The sequence below is a fragment of the Streptomyces sp. NPDC031670 genome (genome assembly GCF_055580545.1).
The window spans coordinates 181,070-203,971 of record NZ_JBVILC010000001.1; the positions used below are offsets into that span (position 1 = coordinate 181,070).

Genomic DNA, 22,902 nt, shown 5'->3' on the forward strand with positions numbered 1-22,902 from the left:
CCCGGCCCGCGGGCCGGCGGGGACCCGGCGCGGGGATCAGACCGTCGACCTCACCAGCGTGAACACCGCTCCCTCCGGGTCCGTCACCGTCGCCACCCGGCCGCTCGCCCCCTCCCGGGGCGACTGCAGGACGTGGCCCCCCAGCTCCGTCACCCGCCGGGCCGCCTCGTCGGTGTCCGCGACCTCGAAGTACGTCATCCAGTGCGCGCCCTTGTCCCGGGGCAGCGCATGGCCCACGCCGTGCAGGGAGCAGACCGGGCGGCCCTCGATGCGCAGCGTCACATGGTCGGGGTCGGCCGGGACCACCGCCTCCCTCTCGTAGCCGAACACCGACTCGTAGAACTTGACGACCGAGGCCGTCTCACGGGTCACCAGTTCGTTCCAGACGGGGGTGCCCGGGGCGCCCGCCACCATCGTGCCGACGTGCGCCTGGGCCTGCCACGCGCCGAAGACCGCGCCGTCCGGGTCGGAGGCGATCACCAGCCGCCCCGCGTCGCCCGCCTCCAGGGGACCGACGCCGACCGTGCCGCCGCAGTGCCGGATCGTCTCGGCCGTGGCGTCGGCGTCGTCGGTGGCCAGATACGTGGTCCAGGCGATCGGCAGATGCTGGTCGGGCGGGAGCTGCCCGATGCCCGCCACCTCCGCGCCGTCGAGCAGGGCCCGCACATACGGGCCGAGCGAGGCGGGCCCCGGCCGGAACTCCCAGCCGAACAGCGCCGCGTAGAACTCCTGGGTGGGAGCCAGGGCATGCACCATGAGGCTCACCCAGCAGGGTGTGCCGGGCGTGCGCCGGGTCTCTGCCTGGGACATCGTGACTCTCTCCTCGGACCATCGCTGTGAGAACGCGCCCTGAAGAGACGGGCGACCCGGCCACGCCGACGCCCGCCTTCCCGCAGATGCTTGCACCACCGACGGCCAAGCGCGCCCCGGCCGCGCCGCATTTGGCGCGTTCCCGAAGGAGGATGCCCGCTTTGGCATTTCTCATCCGTTTCACGGCCGTTACGCGGCGCCGCGCGCTGCGCGAGGATGGCCTCATGAACGCCATCATCAGCGCATCCGAACTGGCGGACGAGCTGGCCGGGGACCGTCCCCCGGTCCTCCTGGACGTCCGCTGGCAGCTCAGTCTGGCGAAGGCGGCCGGCGCCGCCCCCTTCGACGGCCGGGCCGAGTACGAGTCCGGGCATCTGCCCGGTGCGGTCTTCGTCGACCTCGACGCGGAGCTGGCGGGACCGCCCGGCGCCGGTGGCCGCCACCCGCTGCCCGACGTCACCGCGTTCGGCGCCGTGATGCGCCGCGCGGGCGTGTCGGCCGGCAGGCCGGTCGTCGTCTACGACGGCGGGCAGGGCTGGGCCGCGGCCCGCGCCTGGTGGCTGCTGCGCTGGACGGGTCACCGGGACGTACGGGTGCTCGACGGCGGCCTCGCCGCCTGGACGGGCGCCCTGTCGAGCGAGGTCCCGGCGCCCGCCGAGGGCGACTTCGTCCCCGAGCCCGGCGCGGTCGGCCTGCTCGACGCGGACGGGGCGGCGGCGCTCGCCCGGTCCGGACTGCTGCTGGACGCCCGGGCGGGGGAGCGGTACCGCGGCGATGTCGAGCCCATCGACCGGGTGGGCGGCCACATCCCCGGCGCGGTCTCCGCCCCCACCACCGAGAACGTGGGCCCCGACGGACGCTTCCTGCCCCCCGAGGTCCTCGCCGACCGCTTCAAGTCCCTGGGCGCCTCGGGCACGGAGGTCGGGGTGTACTGCGGTTCGGGGGTCTCCGGCGCCCACGAGGTGCTGGCGCTGGCGGTCGCGGGCATTCCCGCCGCGCTCTACGCCGGGTCCTGGTCGCAGTGGTCCTCGGACGAGTCGCGTCCGGTCGCGACCGGCCCCGACCCCCAGTAGCGCACACCGGGGGGCCCGCGCCGGGCGCGGGCCCCCCGGTGCCGCACGTACCGCGCGGCGGACGTACGGGCCGTCCTACTCCTGCTTCTTGCGCCGTGTCCCGAAGACGATCTCGTCCCAGCTCGGTACGGCGGCCCGCCGTCCGGGCCGGACGCCGTCCGCCTCGGCCTGGCGGTCCGTGGTGCCGGTGAGGCGGTCGCGGTGGCCGGTGACCGAACGGGGCATCAGGACGTCCGCGTACGCCGCGCCGGCGCCTGCCGACGCCGCCGGTGCGGGCGGCTCCTCGACCTCGGGCTCCGCCTCGGGCTCGCCCTCCGGCGCCTCCGCGGGCAGGGCGGGCCGCTCGGGCACCACCATGTCGCCGCGGAAGCTCGGCACGGCCTCCAGGAGGCTGGTGAGCGAGTCGCTCTCGTCCGCGGCGGCCACGGGCTCGGGCGCCACGGGAGCGGTGGGCCGCTCCATCGGCCGCTCCAACTGCCGGTCCAGGGCGCGGTCCAGCGGCCGGTCCCGGGGCAGCCTGGCGATCCTCGGCACGAACGGGAAGCTCGGCTCGGGGGTGTCGTCGGTCTCGCCGATCAGCGAGCGGGCCTCGTCGTCGACGGCCTGGACGAGCCGGCGCGGCGGGTCGTAGGTCCAGCTGGCGGCGTGCGGCTCGGTGGCCACCCGGTAGACGAGCAGGACCTCCCAGGTGCCGTCGTCGCGGCGCCAGGAGTCCCACTGGACGCTGTCCTTGTCGGCGCCGCGCAGCAGCAGCCGCTCCTGGACGGCCTCGCCGAGCTGGGGGCCGGTGTTCTCGCCGGGGCGTCGCACGGGGGTCTTGCGCGCCCGCTCGGCCATGAAGGCACGCTCCGCGAGCACCGGGCCCTCGAAGCGCCGGACCCGGTCCACCGGGATCCCGGCGAGCTGGGCGACCTCCTCGGCCGAGGCACCCGCACGTATCCGTGCCTGGATGTCGCGAGGCCGGAGGTGGCTCTCGACCTCGATCTCGATCTGCCCGAGCCGGGCGCGGTCGTTGCGCACGGCGGCGCGCAGCCGCTCGTCGATCGGAAGCGTGTACTCCGTGCTGTCCGCAGCCTTGAGCACCAGTCGTGTGCCGTCGTTGGAGACGGCCACGACACGCAGTTCGGGCATGGGGACCTCCCGGGTGGTGCCTGCCGACGTCACCTGCGTCGCTGCTTCCGCTAGTCGAGTGTGGCCTGCCCGGGTGCAGCCTGCCACAACCTTGCCGAGTTGCCCGGCGTGTCGGGCATGGGCCCTGGAACGCCGTTATGGCACGGTTACCTGTTCGCGACGCAGAGTGACCGACATGGTCGCTCCGCACAGCAGGCGCCCGTGCGGTGCCGCGGCGCCGCCGGTTCGAGTGCCGCTTTCGGCCCCCTCCCGCAGAGCCCGGAAACCCGTGAGGGAGACCAGGCCCAGGGCTCGCCACAGTACTCCATTCGGGCCACGTGGGTGGACCGCCGCGCCGCCGAAGTTCTCCCCGGGGGCGGGAGTTGGACGCCGCGCGCCGGGCGAATACGCACTTCCTACGTGGCGTGCTTCACAGAATCGCCAGAAACGGAACTAATCGCTTCGCCCATAGGTCCCCCCTACGTACAAGCTGGCGGAGAAGGGCGAACAGAGGTTGTAGATGGGTGAGAAGCCGGATACCGGGACCAAACTGGATGAAAGGCGCCTGGACCTGAGTGTGCCCCAGGTCGCGGGCAGCGCGCTCGCGGCCATCGCGGCTGCCGTGCTCGCCTCCCGGCTCGGTGTCTACGGGACGATCGTCGGCGCCGGCGTGGTGAGCGTCGTCGCCACCTGTGGCGGCACGGTCTTCCAGCACCTGTTCCGGCGTACCGGGGAACAACTGCGCGACGTCACCGTCCAGTCACTGCCGAGAGCGCGCCGCGATCCGGCCCGCCCCGCGTACGAGTCCACCCGCGAGGGCGAGTTCGGCGCGGCCACCGTCCACGGCACCCGGATGCGCGGCTGGAAGCGCTCGGGGCTCGCCGCGGCCGTCGTCTTCGCGGTCGCGATGGGCGGCATCACCACGTACGAACTGGCGTCCGGCGCGGAGCTCGGCGGCGGGGGCGGCACCACCGTCGGCTCGGTGGTCAGCGGGAGCGGGAGCGGAAGTGGGGACGGCGCGCCGGAGCCGGGGCGGGACTCCGGACCCGGGCGGTCCGCCCCACCCACCCCCGGCAAGGACGGCGACAGGGGCCCGTCCGCCACCCCGGACCCCGGCGGGACGCCCGCGACCGGCGGCGCCGGCCCGACGAGCCCCACCCCGTCCCCGACCCCCTCCACCGGAGGTACGGCCTCCCCGGGCGGCACCCCGGGCCCGGCCCCCTCGGCCCCCTCGACGCCGTCCGCCTCCACGGACGCGAAGTCCCCGCGGCCGGACCCCGTCGGCCCCGGCACCGGACCGGGAGCGGGCCCGGACGCGGCCCCGTCTCCGTAGGACGTCGGTCCCCGGGCGCCCTCAGTCGCCGAGGACGCGGCGCAGGTAGGCGTTGCCGAAGAGCCGGTCGGGGTCGAGCCGGTCGCGCAGGGCGGTGAACTCGCCGAAGCGCGGATAGACCCCGGCGAAGTACTCGGCGTCACGGCTGTGCACCTTGCCCCAGTGCGGGCGCCCCGCGTGCGCGGTCATGATCCGCTCCACGGCGGTGAAGTACGCCTGGTAGGGCGTGCCCTTGTACATGTGTACGGCGATGTACGCGGTGTCGCGCCCCGAGGCCGTGGAGAGCGCGATGTCGTCGGCGGGGGCGGTGCGCACTTCCACCGGGAAGCTCACCCGCAGGTTCGACCGGTCGACCAGCGCCCGCACTTCGCGCAGCGCCGCCACGACGGCCTCGCGCGGCAGCGCGTACTCCATCTCGACGAACCGCACCCGGCGGGGACTTGTGAAGACCTTGTACGGAATGTCGGTGTACGTACGGGCGGAGAGAGCTCGGCTGGAAACCTTCGCGATGGCGGGGATGGTCGCGGGGACGGCCCGCCCCAGCGAACAGACGACCTGGAAGAGGCCGTTCGACATGAACTCGTCCTCGATCCAGCCGCTCACCCTGCCGGGCGGGGCGGTGGGGCCCGCGCTGCGGTTGTTGCGCTTGGTGTTGCAGTTGCCCGTGTGCGGGAACCAGTAGAACTCGAAGTGCTCGTTCTCGGCGTGCAGCGCGTCGAACTCCGAGGTGACCTTGTCGAAGGTCATCGGCTCCTCGCGCGCGGTGAGCAGGAACTCGGGCTCCACGGCGAAGGTGATCGCCGAGACGACGCCGAGCGCCCCGAGGCCGATCCGGGCCGCCGCGAAGACCTCCGGATTCTCCTTCGCCGAGCACGTCAGCGTCGAACCGTCGGCCGTGATCAGTTCGAGCCCGGCGATCTGCGCGGCGATCGAGGCGGAGTCGCGGCCGGTGCCGTGGGTGCCCGTGGAGGTGGCCCCCGCCACCGTCTGCTCCATGATGTCGCCCATGTTGGTGAGCGAGAGGCCCTCGCGCGCGAGGACGGCGTTCAGCCGCTTCAGGGGCGTGCCCGCCTCGACGGTCACCGTCATGGCCGTACGGTCGATCTCCCGGATCCCGGTGAGCAGGTCCGGGCGTATGAGCACGCCGTCGGTGGCGGCGGCCGTGGTGAAGGAGTGGCCGGTGCCGACCGCCTTCACCTTCAGGCCGTCCTCGGCGGCCCGGCGCACCACCTCGGCCAGTTCGGCCGCCGAGGCGGGGGAGGCCTCCCGCACCGGCCGGGCCGTGACGTTGCCCGCCCAGTTACGCCACGTGCTGCTGGTCGCTCCGCTCATCTGCTCCGAGCCCCTCCCGTTGCGGCGCCGGCCTGCGCAGCCGGCGGTACCCCAGGAACGCCACCGTGGCCGCGAGCGCTCCCGAGACGACGGGCACCAGATACCCCGAGCGCGCGCCCGCCGCGTCCACCACCCAGCCGGCGGCCGACGACCCGAGCGCCACACCGACCGCCAGCCCGGTACTCGTCCAGGTCATGCCCTCGGTGAGCTTGCTGCGCGGTACATGCTGTTCGACGAGGGCCATGGTCGTCACCATCGTCGGCGCGATGGACAGGCCCGCGACAAAGAGCGCCACGGCCAGGAACGGCAGGCTCCCGGCCAGTTGGAGCGGGATCATACTCACCGCCATCGCGCACACCCCCACCAGCCACCTCGTGGCGGGAGCGCCCTTGAGGCGCAGCAGCCCGAAGACGGCTCCCGCGAGACAGGAGCCCAGCGCGTAGACGGCGAGCACCAGACTGGCCGCCGCCTTGTGGCCGCGCTCGTCGGCGAAGGCCACGGTGACCACGTCGACCGCGCCGAAGACCGCGCCGGTGGCGACGAAGGTGGCGACCAGGACCTGGAGCCCGGGGGAGCGCAGGGCGGCGCCGCCGGTGTGGTGCTCGCGCGGGTGCGGCACGGGCTCGGTGGCGCGCTGCGCGGTCAGCCAGAAGACGCCGACGACCAGGAAGCCGGCCGCGATCAGCGGTCCCGCCTCGGCGGACCAGGCGGTGGAGAGCCCGATGGAGAGGATCGGCCCGACGATGAAGCAGAGCTCGTCGACGATCGACTCCCACGAGTACGCGGCGTGCAGGCTCTGCCCGTCGCCCCGGTAGAGCTCGGCCCAGCGGGCGCGCACCATGGAGCCGACGCTCGGCACACAGCCCGCGCCAGCCGCGAAGACGAACAGCGCCCAGTCGGGGGCGCCCTGCTGGGCGCAGACGAGCAGTCCGGCCACGGCGGCCACCGCGGCGAGCGTCGCGGGCCGCAGCACGCGCCGCTGGCCGTGCCGGTCGACCAGGCGCGAGATGTACGGGCCGAGTACGGCGGCCGACATGGCGAGCGTCGCCGAGAGCGCCCCGGCCAGGCCGTAGCGGCCGGTGAGCTGCGAGACCATCGTGACGATGCCGATGCCCATCATGGACAGCGGCATCCGGCCGAGCAGCCCGGCCGCGGAGAACCGCTTGGTGCCGGGCGCGGTGAAGATCGCGCGGTAGGGACTGGGCATGGGTGCTCCGGCTGCCTGCTCAGCCCGTGAGGCTGAAGCGTGTACTTAATACCTAAAGCTTACGGTGTTGAACTTACGGTGTCCGGTGTCCCCGCGCATACGGTTTTCCCACCCCCTCCCGGCGCACCCTGCCCGGCCCGCTCCGGTTCCGGCCGGTTCCGCGCCTGTCAGTGGCGGATGGCAGGATCGGTGCCATGTCCGATCTGCGCGATCAAGCTCCTGGAGCGGCCGGCGAAGCGGCTCCGTACGACGCCCTGCTGCTGCTCTCCTTCGGCGGCCCCGAGGGCCCGGACGACGTGGTCCCGTTCCTGGAGAACGTGACGCGCGGCCGGGGCATCCCCAGGGAGCGGCTAAAGGAGGTGGGGCAGCACTACTTCCTGTTCGGCGGGGTCAGCCCCATCAACGACCAGAACCGCGCCCTGCTGGACGCCCTGCGCGAGGACTTCGCCCGGGTCGGCCTGGACCTCCCGGTGCACTGGGGCAACCGGAACTGGGCGCCCTATCTGACGGACACCCTGCGCGAGATGGCCCTGGCGGGCCACCGCCGGATCGCCGTGCTCACCACCAGCGCCTACGCCTCGTACTCGGGCTGCCGCCAGTACCGGGAGAACCTGGCGGACGCGCTGGCGGCGCTCGCCGCCGAGGGCATCGAGCCGCCGCGCGTGGACAAGCTGCGGCACTACTTCAACCACCCCGGCTTCGTGCGGCCGATGGTCGACGGCGTCCTCGCCGCGCTGGAGCGGCTGCCCGAGGGGGTCCGCGCCGGCGCCCACCTGGCGTTCACCACCCACTCGATCCCGAGCGCCTCCGCCGACACCTCCGGCCCCGCCGAGGAGCACCGGGAGGGCGGCGCCTATGTGCGCGAGCACCTGGACGTGGCCCGGCTGATCGCCGACGCGGTGCGCGAGGAGACCGGGGTCGAGCGGCCCTGGGAGCTGGTCTACCAGTCCCGCTCCGGCGCCCCGCACACCCCCTGGCTGGAGCCGGACATCTGCGACCACCTGGAGGCGCTGCACGGCAAGGGCGTGCCCGCGGCCGTGATGGTGCCCATCGGCTTCGTCTCGGACCACATGGAGGTCCTGTACGACCTGGACACGGAGGCCACCGCCAAGGCCGCCGAGCTCGGACTGCCGGTCGTGCGCTCGGCCACCGTCGGCGCCGACCCCCGGTTCGCCGCCGCCGTCCGCGACCTCGTCCTGGAGCGGGCCGCCGCCGAGCGCGGCGAGCGCCCCGAGCGCTGCGCCCTGGGCGCCCTCGGCCCCTCCCACGACCTCTGCCCGGTCGGCTGCTGCCCGGCCCGCGCCCCCCGGCCCGCCGCGGCCGGCGCCGACAGCCCGTACGCGTAAGGAGCCACCATGACCGAGCCCGACACCCGGCGGACCGAACACGAGGAGAACCGGGAGCTGCTCGCCCTGGCCCTGGAGGCCGCCCGCCGGGCCGGAGCGCTGCTGCGCGACGGGCGCCCGGACGACCTGGGCGTGGCCGCCACCAAGACGAGCTCCATCGACGTCGTCACCGAGATGGACATCGCCGCCGAGAAGCTGATCACCGGCTTCCTCTCCGAGCGCCGCCCCGCCGACGGCTTCCTCGGCGAGGAGGGCGCCTCCAGCGAGGGCACCAGCGGGATCCGCTGGGTCATCGACCCGCTGGACGGCACCGTCAACTACCTCTACGGGCTCCCCACCTGGGCCGTCTCCATCGCCGCCGAGCGCGACGGGGTGCGGGTCGCGGGCGTCGTCGAGGCCCCGATGCGCGGCGAGACGTACCACGCGGTCCTCGGCGGCGGCGCGTTCTGCGGGGAGCGGCGGCTGCGCTGCCGCCCGGCCGCCCCGCCGGAGCAGTCCCTGCTCGGCACCGGCTTCGCCTACGTCCAGTCGGTCCGGGTCCACCAGGCGGCCGTCGTGGAGCGGCTGATCCCCCGGTTCCGGGACATCCGGCGCGGCGGCTCGGCGGCGATCGACCTGTGCGACGTGGCCGCCGGGCGTCTGGACGCGTACTACGAACGCGGCCTCAACCCCTGGGACCTGGCGGCGGGCGACCTCATCGCCCGCGAGGCGGGCGCCGTGACCGGCGGGCGCGCGGGCGACCCGCCCTCGCGGGAGCTGACGATCGCGGCGACCCCGGAGCTCTTCGGCCCCCTCCAGGCCCTCCTGGAGGAGTACGGCGCCTGGCACGACTGAGCCGGGGCCGGGGCCGGGGCCGGCCGGTCCGGTCCGGTCCGGACAAGCGGGGACCCCCGGCACCGTCCTGCTGTGCCGGGGGCCCGCGCAGTTCGCGTCGCGTCAGTGTGCCGCGGCGGCCACCTCGACGCCGTGCTCGGCGGCGAGGCGGTGGAGATCGTCGAGCTCGGCCTGCTCGACCTCCGCGAGGAAGTCGTCGCCGGTCTCGCGGGCCCGCGTGAGGTCCGTCTCCGTGGCCCTGATGCGCTGCAGAAGTCCTGCGGTGAATGCGTCCATGGTGCGCCCCCTCGTCGTGGGTCGGTGGCGGGTGGCACGGGGGTGTGCCGACGGTGGATCACGATCACGAGCAGCAGGCAGTGGCATACCCCATACAGGGCGTGATCGCGGGTGTGCAGTCGTCCTCCCCCGGCCCGGTCCGCGAGAAACCTCAACTCGCCCGGCAATCCCGGGAATTCCCGGGCGGCCCCGGAACCCGCAGGTCGGGCGGCGCCCGGGGGCCAGCACCGTCTTACCGCCGGTTTATGGCCCTAAGGGGCAGGATGGACGCACACAGTCACCGCTCCCGCGCCCACAGGACGGCCCGTACGGGCTCAGGAACGCCCGCGCGTGCCCCCCGGGCGCCAGGGGACATCAGCAGGCCCGCGAGGGCCCACTAGGGAAGGAAATGCGCCGTGCGCGTACTCGTCGTCGAGGACGAGCAGCTGCTCGCCGATGCCGTGGCCACCGGACTGCGCCGGGAGGCCATGGCCGTCGACGTCGTGTACGACGGCGCCGCGGCCCTGGAGCGCATCGGGGTCAACGACTACGACGTGGTCGTGCTCGACCGGGACCTCCCCCTGGTGCACGGCGACGACGTCTGCCGCAAGATCGTCGAGCTGGGCATGCCCACCCGGGTCCTGATGCTCACCGCCTCCGGCGACGTCAGCGACCGGGTCGAGGGCCTGGAGATCGGCGCCGACGACTATCTGCCCAAGCCGTTCGCCTTCAGCGAGCTGACCGCCCGGGTGCGGGCGCTCGGCCGGCGTACCACCGTGCCGCTGCCGCCCATCCTGGAGCGCGCCGGCATCAAGCTCGACCCCAACCGGCGCGAGGTCTTCCGCGACGGCAAGGAGATCCAGCTGGCCCCCAAGGAGTTCGCGGTCCTGGAGGTGCTGATGCGCAGCGAGGGCGCGGTGGTCTCGGCCGAGCAGCTCCTGGAGAAGGCCTGGGACGAGAACACGGACCCGTTCACCAACGTGGTGCGCGTGACGGTCATGACCCTGCGCCGCAAGCTCGGTGAGCCGCCCGTCATCGTCACCGTGCCCGGCTCGGGATACCGGATCTGACGGCGATGGCGACGACGCCAGCGCCACCCACGGCGCCACCGAAGCCCACCTGGGACCCCCGGGGCGCCGAGCCGCCCTTCCCCTGGGTGCGCCCGACCATCCGGATAAGGCTGACGCTGCTCTACGGCGGCATGTTCATGATCGCGGGCATCCTGCTGCTGTCGATCATCTACCTGCTGGCGGCCTCCGCGCTGCACACCGGCGGGAACCAGCCGTTCAAGATCGTCGGCGGCCAGAACGTCACGGTGACGAGCGGCAGCTGCCAGCTCCCGACCACACCGGGCAACATCACGGAGTTCAACGAAGCCATCAGCGCGTGTATGACCCAGCAGCGCCAGCACGCCCTGGACGACCTGCTGACCCGCTCCCTGATGGCGCTGGTCGGCCTCAGCGTCATCGCCTTCGCCTTCGGATACGCGATGGCGGGCCGCGTCCTGTCGCCGCTGGGCCGGATCACCCGTACCGCCCGCCGGGTGGCCGGGACCGACCTGACCCGGCGGATCGAGCTGGACGGCCCGGACGACGAGCTCAAGGAGCTCGCGGACACCTTCGACGACATGCTGGACCGCCTGGAGCGGGCCTTCACCGCCCAGCAGCGGTTCGTCGCCAACGCCTCGCACGAGCTGCGGACCCCGCTGGCGATCAACCGCACGCTCCTGGAGGTCCATCTCTCCGACCCCGGCGCGCCCATGGAGCTCCACCAGCTCGGCAAGACGCTGCTGGCCACCAACGAGCGCAGCGAGCAGCTGGTGGAGGGCCTGCTGCTGCTCGCCCGCAGCGAGAACGAGATCGTCGACCGCAAGCCGGTCGACCTGGCCGAGGTCGCCACCCGCGCCCTCGACCAGGCCCGCGGCGAGGCCCAGGCCAAGGGCGTGGAGATCCGCGGCGAGCGGGCGCCCGCGGTGGTCCAGGGCAACGGCGTGCTCCTGGAGCGGATCGCGCTGAACCTGGTGCAGAACGCCGTGCGCTACAACGTGCCCGACGACGGCTGGGTCTCGGTCACCACCGAGCTCAAGGACGGGCAGGCGGTGCTGGTGGTCTCGAACACGGGGCCGGTGGTTCCGGCGTACGAGATCGACAACCTCTTCGAGCCGTTCCGGCGGCTGCGCACCGAGCGGACCGGGAGCGACAAGGGCGTCGGACTCGGCCTGTCCATCGCCCGGTCGGTCGCGCGGGCCCACGGAGGCCGTATCATCGCGGAGCCCCGTGAGGGAGGCGGGCTCGTGATGCGTGTCACCCTGCCTGCCTGAGACGCTTTTCGACCCAGTCGAGAAGTTCGCTTTGAGCGGAATTTTCGGGACCTGTTCCGAAGATATCCGTGTGTGATCAATCACAGGGGCAATTTTCCGGCCATCTACTCTCCGTGATCAAGGCTTCCCCCGTAAAACCGGGAAAAGTCCGGGTTTCCGGGGGGTGAGATCACGGGAAGTACACGGGGTGACGCCCGTGAAGTGCGACATTCGGACCGTGTACGGTCCCGATCGCCATCCAGGACGATCACTCTTGAGGAGTGCGGCTGGGTGTCGATTGAGTAACAGACCTTGATGTGAGGCAAAATCTCCGCCTCGGGTCGGGCACAAGTCCGGCCTCTCACGCGTTACGTGCGCTGGAGACACCGCAACCACCCAGAGGGGGAGAGCGACATGGCAACGGACTACGACACCCCACGCAAGACCGACGACGACGTCGATTCCGACAGTCTTGAAGAACTGAAGGCCCGGCGGAACGACAAGTCCGCCTCGGCCGTCGACGTGGACGATTTCGAGGCCGCGGAGGGCATGGAACTGCCCGGCGCGGACCTCTCCAATGAGGAACTCGCCGTCCGGGTCCTGCCCAAGCAGGCCGACGAGTTCACCTGCATGAGCTGTTTCCTCGTGCACCACCGCAGCCAGCTGGCCAGGGAGAAGAACGGCCAGCCGATCTGCCGCGACTGCGACTGATCGGGCAGGTCGTGGCAGGCGCCGAACCGCCCCGGAAGCGACCGTTCCGGCGAAAGGGTGCCCCGGGTTCACCCGAGGCGTCACAGGGCGGCACAGGCCCGGCAGGGGGCGCGCAGGCGCCCACCGAGCCCTCCGCTCTCCCCGCGGTGAGCTCTGCCGCACGTGGACATGAGGACGAGCGGGGCCGACCGGCCTCGCTCGAAGCAGCACTGGACGGCCAGGCGGGGCCCGCGGCCGGGGCCCGACGCCTGGGCGCCCTGCGCAGAGCCGCCGCCACCAAGGGCGTACCGGCCCTCAAGAAGGGGGTCCGCAGAAGCGGCGCGAGCGCCTGGGCCGCAATCGGCCACCTCGCCGACCGCGTCATCGACATCGCCCCGCGCGTTCCGGTCCGCGACCTGGCCACCCTGCGCCGGCACTTCCCGGGCCTCGGCCCGGAGGAGATCGCGGACAAACTGATCTCCGGAGCCGCCAACGCCACCTCGATGGTGGGCGCGGGCGTGGGCGCCGCCGCGATGCTCCCCGTTCCGCCGGCCATGCCGGCCGAGCTGGCCGCCGAGGTCACCGGCGTCGCCGCCATCGAACTCAAACTCATCGCCGAGCTCCACGAGGTCTACGGGCTGCGTCCGCCGGGCGGACTGAAAGAGCGCTCCATGGCGTATCTGACGTCCTGGACCGAGGAGCGCGGCGTGCGGATGACCAAGCCGTCGACCCTCAACGCGGCGCTCGGCGGACAGATGAAGCGTGAGCTGCGCCAGCAGATCATGAAGCGCATGGTCCGCAACCTGCCGAACCTGACACCGTTCATGGTCGGAGCGGCGGTGGGCGCGGTGATGAACCGGCGCGACACGAAGAAGGTGGCCGCGCATGTCCGGGCGGACCTGAGCAAGCACCAGGTGCCGTGGGACGCGCTGCCCTCGCTCCCGCCCCTGGAGCAGCCCGCCGATCCGCTGCGGCCGGGGGAGCTGCCCAAGGAGCTCGGGCACTGACCGCCGTCCCCTCCCGGCCGGTCCTCCGCCCCCGAACCGGCGGTGCCGACCGCACGGCTCCGCGCCGCTGAGGGCGCGCACCACGTCGGCCGCGGCCCAGCCGGCCTTCCGAGGGTTCAGAGGCCCGCCCGCACCCCGTCCAGTGCCGCCTTCAGGGCCTCGGGGTTCCTCGTGGAGAGGTAGGCGTACGGGGTCGGGTCCTCGGGGTCGGTGATCTCCACCCGTACCGCCGTCGGAACGTAGCTGCGCAGCAGCATGAAGGCGCGCGGGTCGGCCTTGTGCAGCCGCCAGGCGCGGGCCTCCTCCGCGTCCAGCACCTCGGGCTCACCGAGCGCGGTCACCGGGATACGGGCGTCGCCCGCCACCAGCGTGCCCGCCACCACCCGGATCCGTACCGAGCCGTAGGAACTCACCACCACCGCCGCGACCGCCGTCCCGCCGATGAGGCCCGCCAGGAGCGGCAGCCCGCCCAGCGGGAGCAGCATCAGCGCGCAGGCCACCCCCACCAGAGCGGCGATCAGCCACCACGAGCGGGGAGCGGTGAGGCGTTCGGTGTACTGAGGGGCGTTCGGCTGCATGACAGCAAGCTTGGCACGGCGCGACCGGCGCCCCGGAGCGCGGGTAAGGTCAGCGGCTGTGACTGCTAGATCTGCGTCCCTGACGCCCCCGGCCGACGCGAAACCGCCGGTCCGGCACCCCGACGCGCCCGCCCCGGGCGAACTGCTCGGCGCGCACTACGAGCACTGCTTCGGCTGCGGCGACGGACAGCCCCACGGACTGCACCTTCAGGCGCGGGCCGGTGCGGGCGTGACGGTGACCGCCGAGTTCACCGTGCGCGCCGCCCACCAGGGCGCGCCCGGTCTCGCGCACGGCGGGGTGCTCGCCACGGCGCTCGACGAGACGCTCGGCTCGCTGAACTGGCTGCTCCAGACCATCGCGGTGACCGGCCGGCTGGAGACCGACTTCGTACGGCCCGTGCCGGTGGACACCGTGCTGTTCCTGGCGGCCGAGGTCACCGCCGTCGACGGCCGGAAGATCTACTCCACGGCGACCGGGCGGATAGGCGGCCCCGACGGGCCGGTGGCGGTGCGGGCCGACGCCCTCTTCATCGAGGTGAAGGTCGACCACTTCATCGAGAACGGCCGCCCGCAGGAGATCCAGGCCGTCATGTCCGACCCCGACCAGGTCAGGCGCGCCCGCGCCTTCGAGGTGAACCCGTGAGCCGTAACCCCGTAGACGTCCTCATCCGCCGAGTAGACCCGCAGGTGCCGATTCCGGCGTACGGGCACCCCGGCGACGCGGGGGCCGACCTCGTCACCACGGAGGCCGCCGAACTCGCCCCCGGGGAGCGGGCCGTGCTCCCCACCGGGGTGAGTATCGCCCTGCCCGACGGGTACGCGGCCTTCGTGCACCCCCGGTCGGGCCTGGCCGCACGCTGCGGTGTCGCCCTGGTGAATGCCCCGGGGACGGTGGATGCCGGGTACCGTGGGGAGATCAAGGTGATCGTGGTCAATCTCGACCCGCGCGAGACCGTGCGGTTCGAGCGATTCGACCGGATTGCCCAGCTTGTCGTCCAGCAGGTCGAGAAGGTCCGCTTCCACGAGGTGGCGGAGCTTCCCGGTTCGGCGCGGGCCGAGGGGGGCTTCGGTTCCACCGGCGGTCATGCCGCGGTGGGCAGGGCCCTCGGCAGTGAACAGGGTGGGAATCGATACGCTTCGGTCGTATCCGACCGGGAAGGACAGTGACGTGTTCGGACGTCGCAAGAAGAGCGGCTCCGCCGACGACACGGCGGGCGAGGCCGAGCAGGTCGTCGACGGCATCGATGCTGGAGACGGCGACTACGCCGATGCCGACTACGCGGGTGACGGGGACGAGCCGCGCAGGGTGAACCTGCCGCCGGCGCCCCGGCCGGACGGTCCCTGGGACGTCTCCGAGGTCTCCGAGCCCGGCGAGGGCCGGGTCGACCTGGGCGGCCTGTTCGTCCCCGGGGTCGAGGGCATGGAGCTGCGGGTCGAGGTCGCGGGCGACGCGATCGTCGCGGCGACCGTCGTGCTGCGCGACAGCGCCGTACAGCTGCAGGCCTTCGCGGCTCCCAAGAACGAGGGCATCTGGGGCGAGGTCCGCGAGGAGATCGCCTCCGGCATCACCCAGCAGGGCGGCATCATCGACGAGGTCGAGGGTCCGCTGGGCTGGGAGCTGCGCGCCCAGGTGCCGGTCCAGCTCCCGGACGGTACGAACGGGGTGCAGCTCGTCCGTTTCGTGGGCGTCGACGGCCCGCGCTGGTTCCTGCGCGGTGTCATCTCCGGCCAGGGCGCGGTGCAGCCGCAGGCCGCCGGGCTGCTGGAGCAGATCTTCCAGGACACGGTCGTGGTGCGCGGCGAGGGCCCGATGGCCCCGCGCGACCCGATCGTCCTGAAGCTCCCCGACGACGCGCAGATGATGCCCGACGGCGTCCAGCAGGAGGAGCAGGAGGGCTCGCGCTTCTCCGGCGGCATGGGCCAGCTCCAGCGCGGCCCGGAGATCACCGAGGTGCGCTGACCCCACCGGTCCTTCGACGGGCCGCGTCCCCTTCCGGGGGCGCGGCCCGTCGGCGTTTTCCGGCCCGTGCGCATTGCCCGCAACCGTGTCCGCTGCACATACTGGCGCGGCCGGGGAACGGACGTACGGGGGAGCGGGCATGGGCGAGAGCACCAGCGGGCGCGGCACGGCCGTGGCCGAGCAGCCGGGCAGCGGGCCGATGGTCCGCGTGGCGGACCTGCGCCGCAGTTACGGGGAGGGCGCCGCCGCCGTCCACGCGCTGCGCGGGGTGTCCTTCGAGGTGCCGCGCGGCGAGCTGGTCGCCCTCAAGGGGCGCTCCGGATCGGGCAAGACGACCCTGCTCAACCTGGTCGGCGGACTGGACCGGCCGGACGGCGGCAGGATCACCGTCGACTCCACCGACCTGGCCGACCTGGGGGAGGAAGGGCTCCTCGCGCTGCGCCGGGACCGGATCGGCTTCATCTTCCAGTCCTTCGGCCTGATCCCGATCCTCTCGGCCGCCGAGAACGTCGGCGTCCCGCTGCGGCTGCGCAAGGCCGACCCGGCCGAGCGCGACGCGCGCGTGGAGCTGCTGCTCGCCCTGGTCGGCCTCGCCGACCACGCCCAGCAGCGGCCCGGTGAGCTCTCCGGCGGTCAGCAGCAGCGCGTCGCCATCGCCCGGGCGCTCGCCAACCGGCCCGCTCTCCTGATCGCCGACGAGCCCACCGGCCAGCTCGACGCCGAGACCGGGCTCTCCGTGATGGAGCTGCTGCGCGCCGTCGTACGCAGCGAGGGCGTCACCGCCCTCGTCGCCACCCACGACACCCAGCTGCTCGGACTGGCGGACCGCGTCCTGGAGCTGAGCGACGGCCGGATCACCGACCACGGCTGACCGCCCGGCCCGCCCCCATCAGAATCGCGTCAATACGGCGGCTCAGCCGGACCCCCCGTCCGGTTTGCCGGAATCGGTGCCCGTAAGGTCGGCACCGCGTACGCAGCAGTTCTTCGAAGGACGATGGGGCCATGGCACGCGGCAAGCTACGGATCTACCTCGGTTCGGCACCGGGCGTGGGCAAGACGTACGCCATGCTCTCCGAGGGCCACCGGCGCGTGGAGCGCGGCACCGACTGCGTGGTGGCGTTCGTGGAGCACCACGGCCGCCCCCGCACCGAGGCCGTGCTGCACGGTCTGGAGCAGGTCCGGCGCCGAGAGATCGAGTACCGGGGCGCGGCCTTCACCGAGATGGACGTCGACGCGGTCCTGGCGCGCCGGCCCGCCGTCGCCCTGGTGGACGAGCTCGCCCACACCAACGTCCCCGGCACCCGGAACGCCAAGCGCTGGCAGGACGTCGAGGAGCTGCTCCGGGCGGGCATCGACGTGGTCTCCACCGTCAACATCCAGCACCTGGAGTCGCTGGGCGACGTCGTCGCCTCGATAACCGGCGTGCGCCAGCGCGAGACGGTGCCCGACGAGGTGGTGCGGCGGGCGGACCAGATCGAGCTGGTCGACATGGAGCCGCAGGCGCTGCGCCGGCGGATGGCGCACGGCAACATCTACACCTCCGACAAGGTCGACGCGGCCCTGTCCCACCACTTCCGCCCCGGCAACCTCGCCGCGCTGCGCGAACTCGCGCTGCTGTGGGTCGCGGACCGGGTCGACGAGTACCTCCTGCGGTACCGGGGCGAGCACGGCATCCGCTCCACCTGGCAGGCCCGGGAGCGGATCGTCGTCGGGCTGACCGGCGGGCCCGAGGGCGGCACCCTGATCCGGCGCGCGGCCCGGATGGCCGCCCGGGGCTCCGGCAGCGAGATCCTCGCGGTGTACGTGGCGCGCAGCGACGGGCTGACCTCGGCCTCGCCCAACGATCTGGCCGTCCAGCGCACGCTGGTCGAAGACCTCGGCGGAACGTTTCACCATGTCATCGGCGACGACGTCCCCGCCTCCCTGATGGAGTTCGCCCAGGGCGTCAACGCCACCCAGATCGTCCTCGGCTCCAGCCGCCGCAAGAGCTGGCAGTACGTCTTCGGACCGGGCGTCGGCGCGACCGTGGCCCGCGAGTCGGGGCCCGACCTCGACGTCCACATCGTCACCCACGAGGAGGCCGCCAAGGGGCGCGGGCTGCCCGTGGCGCGCGGCGCCCGGCTGGGGCGGGCCCGCAGCGTCGCGGGGTGGCTCACGGGCGTGGCCGGACCCGCGCTGCTCGCCCTGCTGCTGACCAACGTCGACGCGGACCTCGGGCTCGCCAACGACATGCTGCTCTTCCTGACGCTCACCGTCGCCGCGGCCCTGCTCGGCGGACTGCTCCCGGCGCTCGCCTCGGCGGCCTTCGGCTCGTTCCTGCTGAACTACTACTTCACCCCGCCGCTGCACCGGATCACCATCGCGGACCCCAAGAACTTCCTCGCCATCGCGATCTTCTTCCTGGTGGCCGTCTCGGTGGCCTCCGTCGTCGACCTCGCGGCCCGCCGCACCCACCAGGCGGCCCGGCTGCGCGCCGAGTCCGAGATCCTCTCCTTCCTCGCGGGCAGTGTGCTGCGCGGCGAGACCGCGCTCGACGCGCTCCTGGAACGGGTCCGCGAGACCTTCGCCATGGAGTCCGTCGCCCTGCTGGAGCGGGCGGGCGACCTCGATCCGTGGACCCGCGCCGCAAGCGTGGGGCCGCACCCCGTCGCCCGCCCCGAGGACGCCGACGTCGACATGCCGGTCGGCGACCACATGGCGCTGGCCCTGAGCGGACGGGTGCTGCCCGCCGAGGACCGCCGGGTGCTCGGCGCCTTCGCCGCGCAGGCCGCCGTCGTCCTCGACCGCCGGCGCCTGGTCGACGAGGCCGAGGAGTCCCGCAAGCTCGCCGAGGGCAACCGCATCCGCACCGCGCTGCTCGCCGCCGTCAGCCACGACCTGCGCACCCCGCTGGCCTCCATCAAGGCCGCCGTCACCTCGCTGCGCTCGGACGACGTGGACTGGTCCGAGGACGACGAGGCCGAGCTCCTGGCGGGCATCGAGGAGGGCGCCGACCGGCTCGACCACCTCGTCGGCAACCTGCTCGACATGTCCCGCCTCAACACCGGCACGGTCACCCCGATCATCCGCGAGATCGACCTCGACGAGGTCGTCCCCATGGCGCTCGGCGGCGTCCCCGAGGACAGCGTCGAACTGGACGTGCCGGAGAGCCTGCCGATGGTCGCCGTCGACGCCGGACTCCTGGAGCGGGCCGTCGCCAACCTCGTGGAGAACGCCGTCAAGTACAGCCCCGCGGGCGTGCCCGTCCTGGTGGCCGCGAGCGCGCTGGGCGACCGGGTGGAGGTCCGGGTGGCCGACCGCGGCCCCGGCGTCCCCGACGACAGCAAGGAACGGATCTTCGAGCCCTTCCAGCGCTACGGTGACGCCCCGCGCGGCGCCGGAGTGGGACTGGGGCTCGCGGTGGCCCGCGGCTTCGCCGAGTCCATGGGCGGCACCCTCACCGCCGAGGACACCCCCGGCGGCGGCATGACCATGGTCCTCACCCTCAGGGCGGTCCCCGGCCGCGCCCCGGTCGCCGCCGGCCTCTCCGCCCGGGCCGCCTCATGACGTACGGCCCCTCGACAGAAAGCAGGACCCGTATGACCCGGGTGCTCGTGGTGGACGACGAGCCGCAGATCGTCCGCGCCCTCGTGATCAACCTCAAGGCGCGGAAGTACGAGGTGGACGCCGCGCCCGACGGGGCGACCGCGCTCCACCTCGCGGCGGCCCGCCACCCCGACGTGGTCGTCCTGGACCTCGGTCTGCCCGACATGGACGGCGTCGAGGTGATCAGGGGGCTGCGCGGCTGGACCCGGGTGCCGATCCTGGTCCTCTCGGCCCGCCACACCTCCGACGAGAAGGTCGAGGCGCTGGACGCGGGCGCCGACGACTACGTCACCAAGCCGTTCGGCATGGACGAGCTGCTCGCCCGGCTGCGGGCGGCCGTCCGCCGCGCCGAACCGGTCGGCGGCGAGGGCGCGGACCACGTGGTGACGGTCGAGACCGAGGGCTTCACGGTCGACCTGGCCGCCAAGAAGGTCAACCGGGAGGGCCGGGACGTACGCCTCACGCCCACCGAATGGCACCTGCTGGAGGTGCTGGTGCGCAACACCGGCCGACTGGTCGGCCAGAAGCAGCTCCTCCAGGAGGTCTGGGGCCCCTCCTACGGGACGGAGACGAACTACCTGCGTGTCTACATGGCCCAACTGCGCCGCAAACTGGAGCTCGATCCCTCGCACCCGCGCCACTTCATCACCGAGCCGGGCATGGGTTACCGCTTCGAACCGTGAGCGGCCGTGCCCGTGCGGTGACGGGCCCGGAACGCCCCCGGGAGGGGAGCGGGCGCGGACACCTCCCGTGTCGGTAGGGGCCGGTACGCTTTCTGTATGAGTGCTGACCTTCGAACCGAGAAGCCCGCGGGGCGCTTCCGCCGGATGCTCGACCGGCTGTCCACCTCGCAGGAGGAACTGCACTCCGCGGAACTGCAGGAGGACACGCAGGCCACGGGGTGCACCCGCATCTCCGACTGCGACGACCGCCAGATAGTCAAGGTGACTGGTACCTTGCGGACGGTCACCCTGCGCCCGAGGGCGGGCGTCCCGGCGCTGGAGGCCGAGCTCTTCGACGGGACCGCCCCGCTGGACGTGGTGTGGCTGGGACGGCGCTCGATCGTGGGCATAGAGCCGGGCCGCAAGCTGATCGCCTCGGGCCGGATCTCGATGAGCCACGGCCGGCGGGTGCTGTTCAACCCCAAATACGAACTCCGACCGCTCGGACAGGAGTAGCCGGTGACGTCAGTCGACAAGCCGACCACCACGACCGCCGCTCAGCACGCACGCAGCGCCGCCGACGCCAAAGCCGTCACCGAAGCCGCCCTCTTCGAGGCGTTCGGCGGGATCCGGGGCATGGTGGAGACCTGCCTGCCCGGCCTCCTCTTCGTCACGATCTTCACGGTCAACAAGGACCTGCACAGCTCGGCGATCGCCGCCGTAGCGGTGTCGCTGCTGCTCGTCGTGGTCCGGCTGGTCCGCAAGGACACCGTCAAGCACGCCTTCAGCGGCGTCTTCGGGGTGGCCTTCGGCGTGGTCTTCGCCATGATGACGGGCAACGCCAAGGACTTCTATCTGCCGGGCATGCTCTACACGCTGGGCCTGGCGCTGGCGTACCTGGTGACGACGGTCTTCGGGGTCCCGCTGATCGGCCTCATGCTGGGCCCGGTCTTCAAGGAGAACCTGTCCTGGCGCACCAGGAACCCCGGCCGCAAGAAGGCGTACGCCAAGGCGAGTTGGGCCTGGGGCCTGATCCTGCTCGCCAAGTGCGCGATCCTCTTCCCGCTCTACTGGTGGGCCAACACCTCCCAGCTCGGCTGGGTGCTGATCGCCCTGAAGATCCCGCCGTTCCTGCTCGCTGTCTGGCTGACCTGGATCTTCCTGGCCAAGGCCCCGCCGCCCATCGACGTGTTCGCGGAGATGGAGGCCGAGGAGGAAGCGGCCAAGGCGGCGCAGGCGGCGAAGGCCGCCGAGGCGGCGCAGTAGGGGAGCGGGGCCCGTTCCGGCCCTCGCCGGTGACACGCCACAGGGAAGGGGCGGGGAGTACGTCACGTACTCCCCGCCCCTTCCCTGTGATGTGAGCGTCGCTGGTGAGGTGAGCGGGCGTCAGCCCGCCGCGTCCTCCCGCCGGACCGACAGCAGGTCCTCCAACTGCTCCTCGCGCGCCTGCGCGGCCACGAACAGCAGCTCGTCACCGGCCTCCAGGGTCTCCTCGGGCTGCGGGGTGAGCACCCGCGTACCGCGGATGATCGTGACCAGCGAGGTGTCCTGCGGCCAGGCCACGTCCCCGACCTGGGTGCCCGCGAGCGCCGACTCCGGCGGCAGCGTCAGCTCGACGAGGTTGGCGTCCCCGTGGCTGAAGCGCAGCAGCCGTACGAGGTCGCCGACGCTCACGGCCTCCTCGACCAGCGCCGACATCAGACGCGGGGTCGACACGGCGACGTCCACGCCCCACGACTCGTTGAACAGCCACTCGTTCTTCGGGTTGTTGACCCGGGCCACCACGCGCGGCACGCCGTACTCGGTCTTCGCGAGCAGCGAGACGACCAGGTTCACCTTGTCGTCGCCGGTGGCCGCGATGACCACGTTGCAGCGCTGGAGCGCCGCCTCGTCCAGCGAGGTGATCTCGCAGGCGTCGGCGAGCAGCCACTCCGCCTGCGGCACCCGCTCCACCGAGATGGCGGTGGGCGCCTTGTCCACGAGGAGCACCTCGTGGCCGTTCTCCAACAGCTCGCCCGCGATGGAACGACCCACCGCGCCGGCCCCGGCAATCGCGACGCGCATCAGTGATCGCCCTCCTCGGGACCCTGGGCGAAGGCCGCCTCCACCTTTTCGATCTCGTCCGTCCGCAGCATCACGTGGACGAGGTCGCCTTCCTGCAGGACCGTCTGGGAGCTCGGCAGCACCGCTTCGCCCAGCCGGGTGAGGAAGGCGACACGTACGCCCGTCTCCTCCTGCAGCTTGCTGACCTTGTGGCCGATCCAGGCCGCGGAGGTGTGCACCTCCGCCAGCTGCAGAGCGCCGCTCGGGTCGCTCCACAGCGGCTCCGCGCCGGACGGCAGCAGCCGCCGCAGCATCTGGTCGGCGGTCCAGCGGACCGTGGCGACCGTCGGGATACCGAGCCGCTGGTACACCTCGGCGCGGCGCGGGTCGTAGATACGGGCCGCGACGTTCTCGATCCCGAACATCTCCCGGGCCACCCGGGCCGCGATGATGTTGGAGTTGTCGCCGCTGGAGACCGCCGCGAACGCGCCGGCCTCCTCGATCCCCGCTTCACGCAGGGTGTCCTGGTCGAAGCCGACGCCGGTGACCCGGCGCCCACTGAACCCGGAACCGAGCCGGCGGAAGGCCGTGGGGTCCTGGTCGATGACGGCGACCGTGTGCCCCTGCTGCTCCAAGGTCTGCGCGAGAGCGGCTCCCACTCGCCCGCAGCCCATGATGACGATGTGCACGTCCCCTCACATACTTCCTTCTCGGCGTTGCCCGGTGACGAGCTTATGCGGCTCACGGCGCGATGCACTCACCAGCGTCGGTACTTCCC

Annotated in this window: 24 protein-coding genes; 16 read left to right on the top strand and 8 right to left on the bottom strand. The window is 72.8% G+C overall.

What is annotated here, in order from left to right:
- Window positions 1-36: 36 nt before the first annotated feature.
- Entirely contained in the window at window positions 37-810 is a 774-nt protein-coding gene (locus tag ACZ5ID_RS00790; protein WP_468892146.1) for a VOC family protein, read from the bottom strand.
- A 224-nt stretch (window positions 811-1,034) separates the two neighbouring features.
- On the opposite strand from ACZ5ID_RS00790, the gene ACZ5ID_RS00795 reads away from it, so the two are divergent.
- Window positions 1,035-1,883, top strand: coding sequence for a sulfurtransferase (locus ACZ5ID_RS00795; protein ID WP_468892148.1), 849 nt, complete (start codon window positions 1,035-1,037; stop codon window positions 1,881-1,883).
- 75 nt (window positions 1,884-1,958) lie between these two features.
- Here the strand turns inward: ACZ5ID_RS00795 and sepH are convergent, their stop codons facing one another.
- Window positions 1,959-3,047 (bottom strand): septation protein SepH, encoded by a 1,089-nt coding sequence (sepH, locus tag ACZ5ID_RS00800; RefSeq protein ID WP_468892150.1) that lies wholly within the window; start codon window positions 3,045-3,047, stop codon window positions 1,959-1,961.
- A gap of 466 nt (window positions 3,048-3,513) precedes the next feature.
- Between sepH and ACZ5ID_RS00805 the strand changes: the two genes are divergently transcribed.
- Entirely contained in the window at window positions 3,514-4,326 is an 813-nt protein-coding gene (locus ACZ5ID_RS00805) for a hypothetical protein (protein ID WP_468892152.1), read from the top strand.
- Window positions 4,327-4,347: 21 nt separating this feature from the next.
- On the opposite strand, the gene ACZ5ID_RS00810 is transcribed toward ACZ5ID_RS00805, so the two are convergent.
- Both ACZ5ID_RS00810 and ACZ5ID_RS00815 read right to left on the bottom strand, forming a co-directional pair.
- Window positions 4,348-5,658 carry a D-arabinono-1,4-lactone oxidase gene (locus ACZ5ID_RS00810; RefSeq protein WP_468892153.1) on the bottom strand — a complete coding sequence of 437 codons (1,311 nt, stop codon included), beginning with the start codon at window positions 5,656-5,658 and terminating at the stop codon, window positions 4,348-4,350.
- Window positions 5,627-6,865 carry an MFS transporter gene (locus ACZ5ID_RS00815; protein ID WP_468892155.1) on the bottom strand — a complete coding sequence of 413 codons (1,239 nt, stop codon included), beginning with the start codon at window positions 6,863-6,865 and terminating at the stop codon, window positions 5,627-5,629. Before ACZ5ID_RS00815 ends, ACZ5ID_RS00810 begins: the two co-directional genes overlap by 32 nt.
- Before the next feature lie 194 nt (window positions 6,866-7,059).
- Here ACZ5ID_RS00815 and ACZ5ID_RS00820 point away from each other — a divergent pair, with 194 nt between their 5' ends.
- Together ACZ5ID_RS00820 and ACZ5ID_RS00825 are read left to right on the top strand one after the other, a co-directional pair.
- Window positions 7,060-8,211: a ferrochelatase gene (locus ACZ5ID_RS00820; protein WP_468892156.1), complete on the top strand. Its 1,152-nt coding sequence runs from the start codon at window positions 7,060-7,062 to the stop codon at window positions 8,209-8,211.
- A gap of 9 nt (window positions 8,212-8,220) precedes the next feature.
- Entirely contained in the window at window positions 8,221-9,045 is an 825-nt protein-coding gene (locus ACZ5ID_RS00825) for an inositol monophosphatase family protein (RefSeq protein WP_468892158.1), read from the top strand.
- A gap of 102 nt (window positions 9,046-9,147) precedes the next feature.
- Here ACZ5ID_RS00825 and ACZ5ID_RS00830 read toward each other — a convergent pair whose 3' ends face one another.
- Window positions 9,148-9,321: a hypothetical protein gene (locus ACZ5ID_RS00830; RefSeq protein WP_406552523.1), complete on the bottom strand. Its 174-nt coding sequence runs from the start codon at window positions 9,319-9,321 to the stop codon at window positions 9,148-9,150.
- 395 nt (window positions 9,322-9,716) lie between these two features.
- On the opposite strand from ACZ5ID_RS00830, the gene ACZ5ID_RS00835 reads away from it, so the two are divergent.
- The 4 genes from ACZ5ID_RS00835 (at window position 9,717) to ACZ5ID_RS00850 (ending at window position 13,296) form a co-directional block, all read left to right on the top strand.
- Window positions 9,717-10,370, top strand: coding sequence for a response regulator transcription factor (locus tag ACZ5ID_RS00835; RefSeq protein ID WP_067165171.1), 654 nt, complete (start codon window positions 9,717-9,719; stop codon window positions 10,368-10,370).
- 5 nt (window positions 10,371-10,375) lie between these two features.
- Window positions 10,376-11,620: a sensor histidine kinase gene (locus tag ACZ5ID_RS00840; protein WP_406552522.1), complete on the top strand. Its 1,245-nt coding sequence runs from the start codon at window positions 10,376-10,378 to the stop codon at window positions 11,618-11,620.
- A gap of 393 nt (window positions 11,621-12,013) precedes the next feature.
- Entirely contained in the window at window positions 12,014-12,310 is a 297-nt protein-coding gene (locus ACZ5ID_RS00845; protein WP_067165176.1) for a DUF4193 domain-containing protein, read from the top strand.
- Between the two features lie 11 nt (window positions 12,311-12,321).
- Complete coding sequence (locus ACZ5ID_RS00850) at window positions 12,322-13,296, top strand: hypothetical protein (RefSeq protein ID WP_468892160.1); 975 nt, start codon at window positions 12,322-12,324, stop codon at window positions 13,294-13,296.
- A gap of 116 nt (window positions 13,297-13,412) precedes the next feature.
- Here ACZ5ID_RS00850 and ACZ5ID_RS00855 read toward each other — a convergent pair whose 3' ends face one another.
- A complete protein-coding gene (locus tag ACZ5ID_RS00855; protein WP_468892162.1) occupies window positions 13,413-13,874 on the bottom strand; it encodes a DUF3093 domain-containing protein in 462 nt (153 codons plus the stop codon).
- A gap of 58 nt (window positions 13,875-13,932) precedes the next feature.
- Between ACZ5ID_RS00855 and ACZ5ID_RS00860 the strand changes: the two genes are divergently transcribed.
- The 8 genes from ACZ5ID_RS00860 (at window position 13,933) to ACZ5ID_RS00895 (ending at window position 21,347) form a co-directional block, all read left to right on the top strand.
- Complete coding sequence (locus tag ACZ5ID_RS00860) at window positions 13,933-14,517, top strand: PaaI family thioesterase (RefSeq protein ID WP_468892164.1); 585 nt, start codon at window positions 13,933-13,935, stop codon at window positions 14,515-14,517.
- Window positions 14,514-15,041 carry a dUTP diphosphatase gene (gene dut, locus ACZ5ID_RS00865; RefSeq protein ID WP_468892166.1) on the top strand — a complete coding sequence of 176 codons (528 nt, stop codon included), beginning with the start codon at window positions 14,514-14,516 and terminating at the stop codon, window positions 15,039-15,041. Before ACZ5ID_RS00860 ends, dut begins: the two co-directional genes overlap by 4 nt.
- Window position 15,042: 1 nt before the next feature.
- The gene (locus ACZ5ID_RS00870) at window positions 15,043-15,834 is read left to right on the top strand and encodes a DUF3710 domain-containing protein (RefSeq protein WP_468892168.1); all 792 of its coding nucleotides are present in this window, start codon (window positions 15,043-15,045) and stop codon (window positions 15,832-15,834) included.
- Between the two features lie 139 nt (window positions 15,835-15,973).
- Window positions 15,974-16,705, top strand: coding sequence for an ABC transporter ATP-binding protein (locus ACZ5ID_RS00875; protein WP_468892170.1), 732 nt, complete (start codon window positions 15,974-15,976; stop codon window positions 16,703-16,705).
- A gap of 131 nt (window positions 16,706-16,836) precedes the next feature.
- Complete coding sequence (locus tag ACZ5ID_RS00880) at window positions 16,837-19,380, top strand: ATP-binding protein (RefSeq protein WP_468892172.1); 2,544 nt, start codon at window positions 16,837-16,839, stop codon at window positions 19,378-19,380.
- Between the two features lie 32 nt (window positions 19,381-19,412).
- Window positions 19,413-20,102 carry a response regulator gene (locus ACZ5ID_RS00885; RefSeq protein ID WP_468892174.1) on the top strand — a complete coding sequence of 230 codons (690 nt, stop codon included), beginning with the start codon at window positions 19,413-19,415 and terminating at the stop codon, window positions 20,100-20,102.
- Between the two features lie 96 nt (window positions 20,103-20,198).
- Window positions 20,199-20,597, top strand: a complete 399-nt coding sequence (locus ACZ5ID_RS00890; protein ID WP_079126363.1) for an OB-fold nucleic acid binding domain-containing protein — start codon at window positions 20,199-20,201, stop codon at window positions 20,595-20,597.
- Window positions 20,598-20,600: 3 nt separating this feature from the next.
- Complete coding sequence (locus tag ACZ5ID_RS00895; RefSeq protein ID WP_468892176.1) at window positions 20,601-21,347, top strand: DUF3159 domain-containing protein; 747 nt, start codon at window positions 20,601-20,603, stop codon at window positions 21,345-21,347.
- A 120-nt stretch (window positions 21,348-21,467) separates the two neighbouring features.
- On the opposite strand, the gene ACZ5ID_RS00900 is transcribed toward ACZ5ID_RS00895, so the two are convergent.
- Window positions 21,468-22,145 (bottom strand): potassium channel family protein, encoded by a 678-nt coding sequence (locus tag ACZ5ID_RS00900; protein ID WP_406552512.1) that lies wholly within the window; start codon window positions 22,143-22,145, stop codon window positions 21,468-21,470.
- Window positions 22,145-22,813 (bottom strand): potassium channel family protein, encoded by a 669-nt coding sequence (locus tag ACZ5ID_RS00905; protein WP_468892178.1) that lies wholly within the window; start codon window positions 22,811-22,813, stop codon window positions 22,145-22,147. The genes ACZ5ID_RS00900 and ACZ5ID_RS00905 overlap by 1 nt, the downstream gene beginning before the upstream one ends.
- Between the last annotated feature and the right edge of the window lie 89 nt (window positions 22,814-22,902).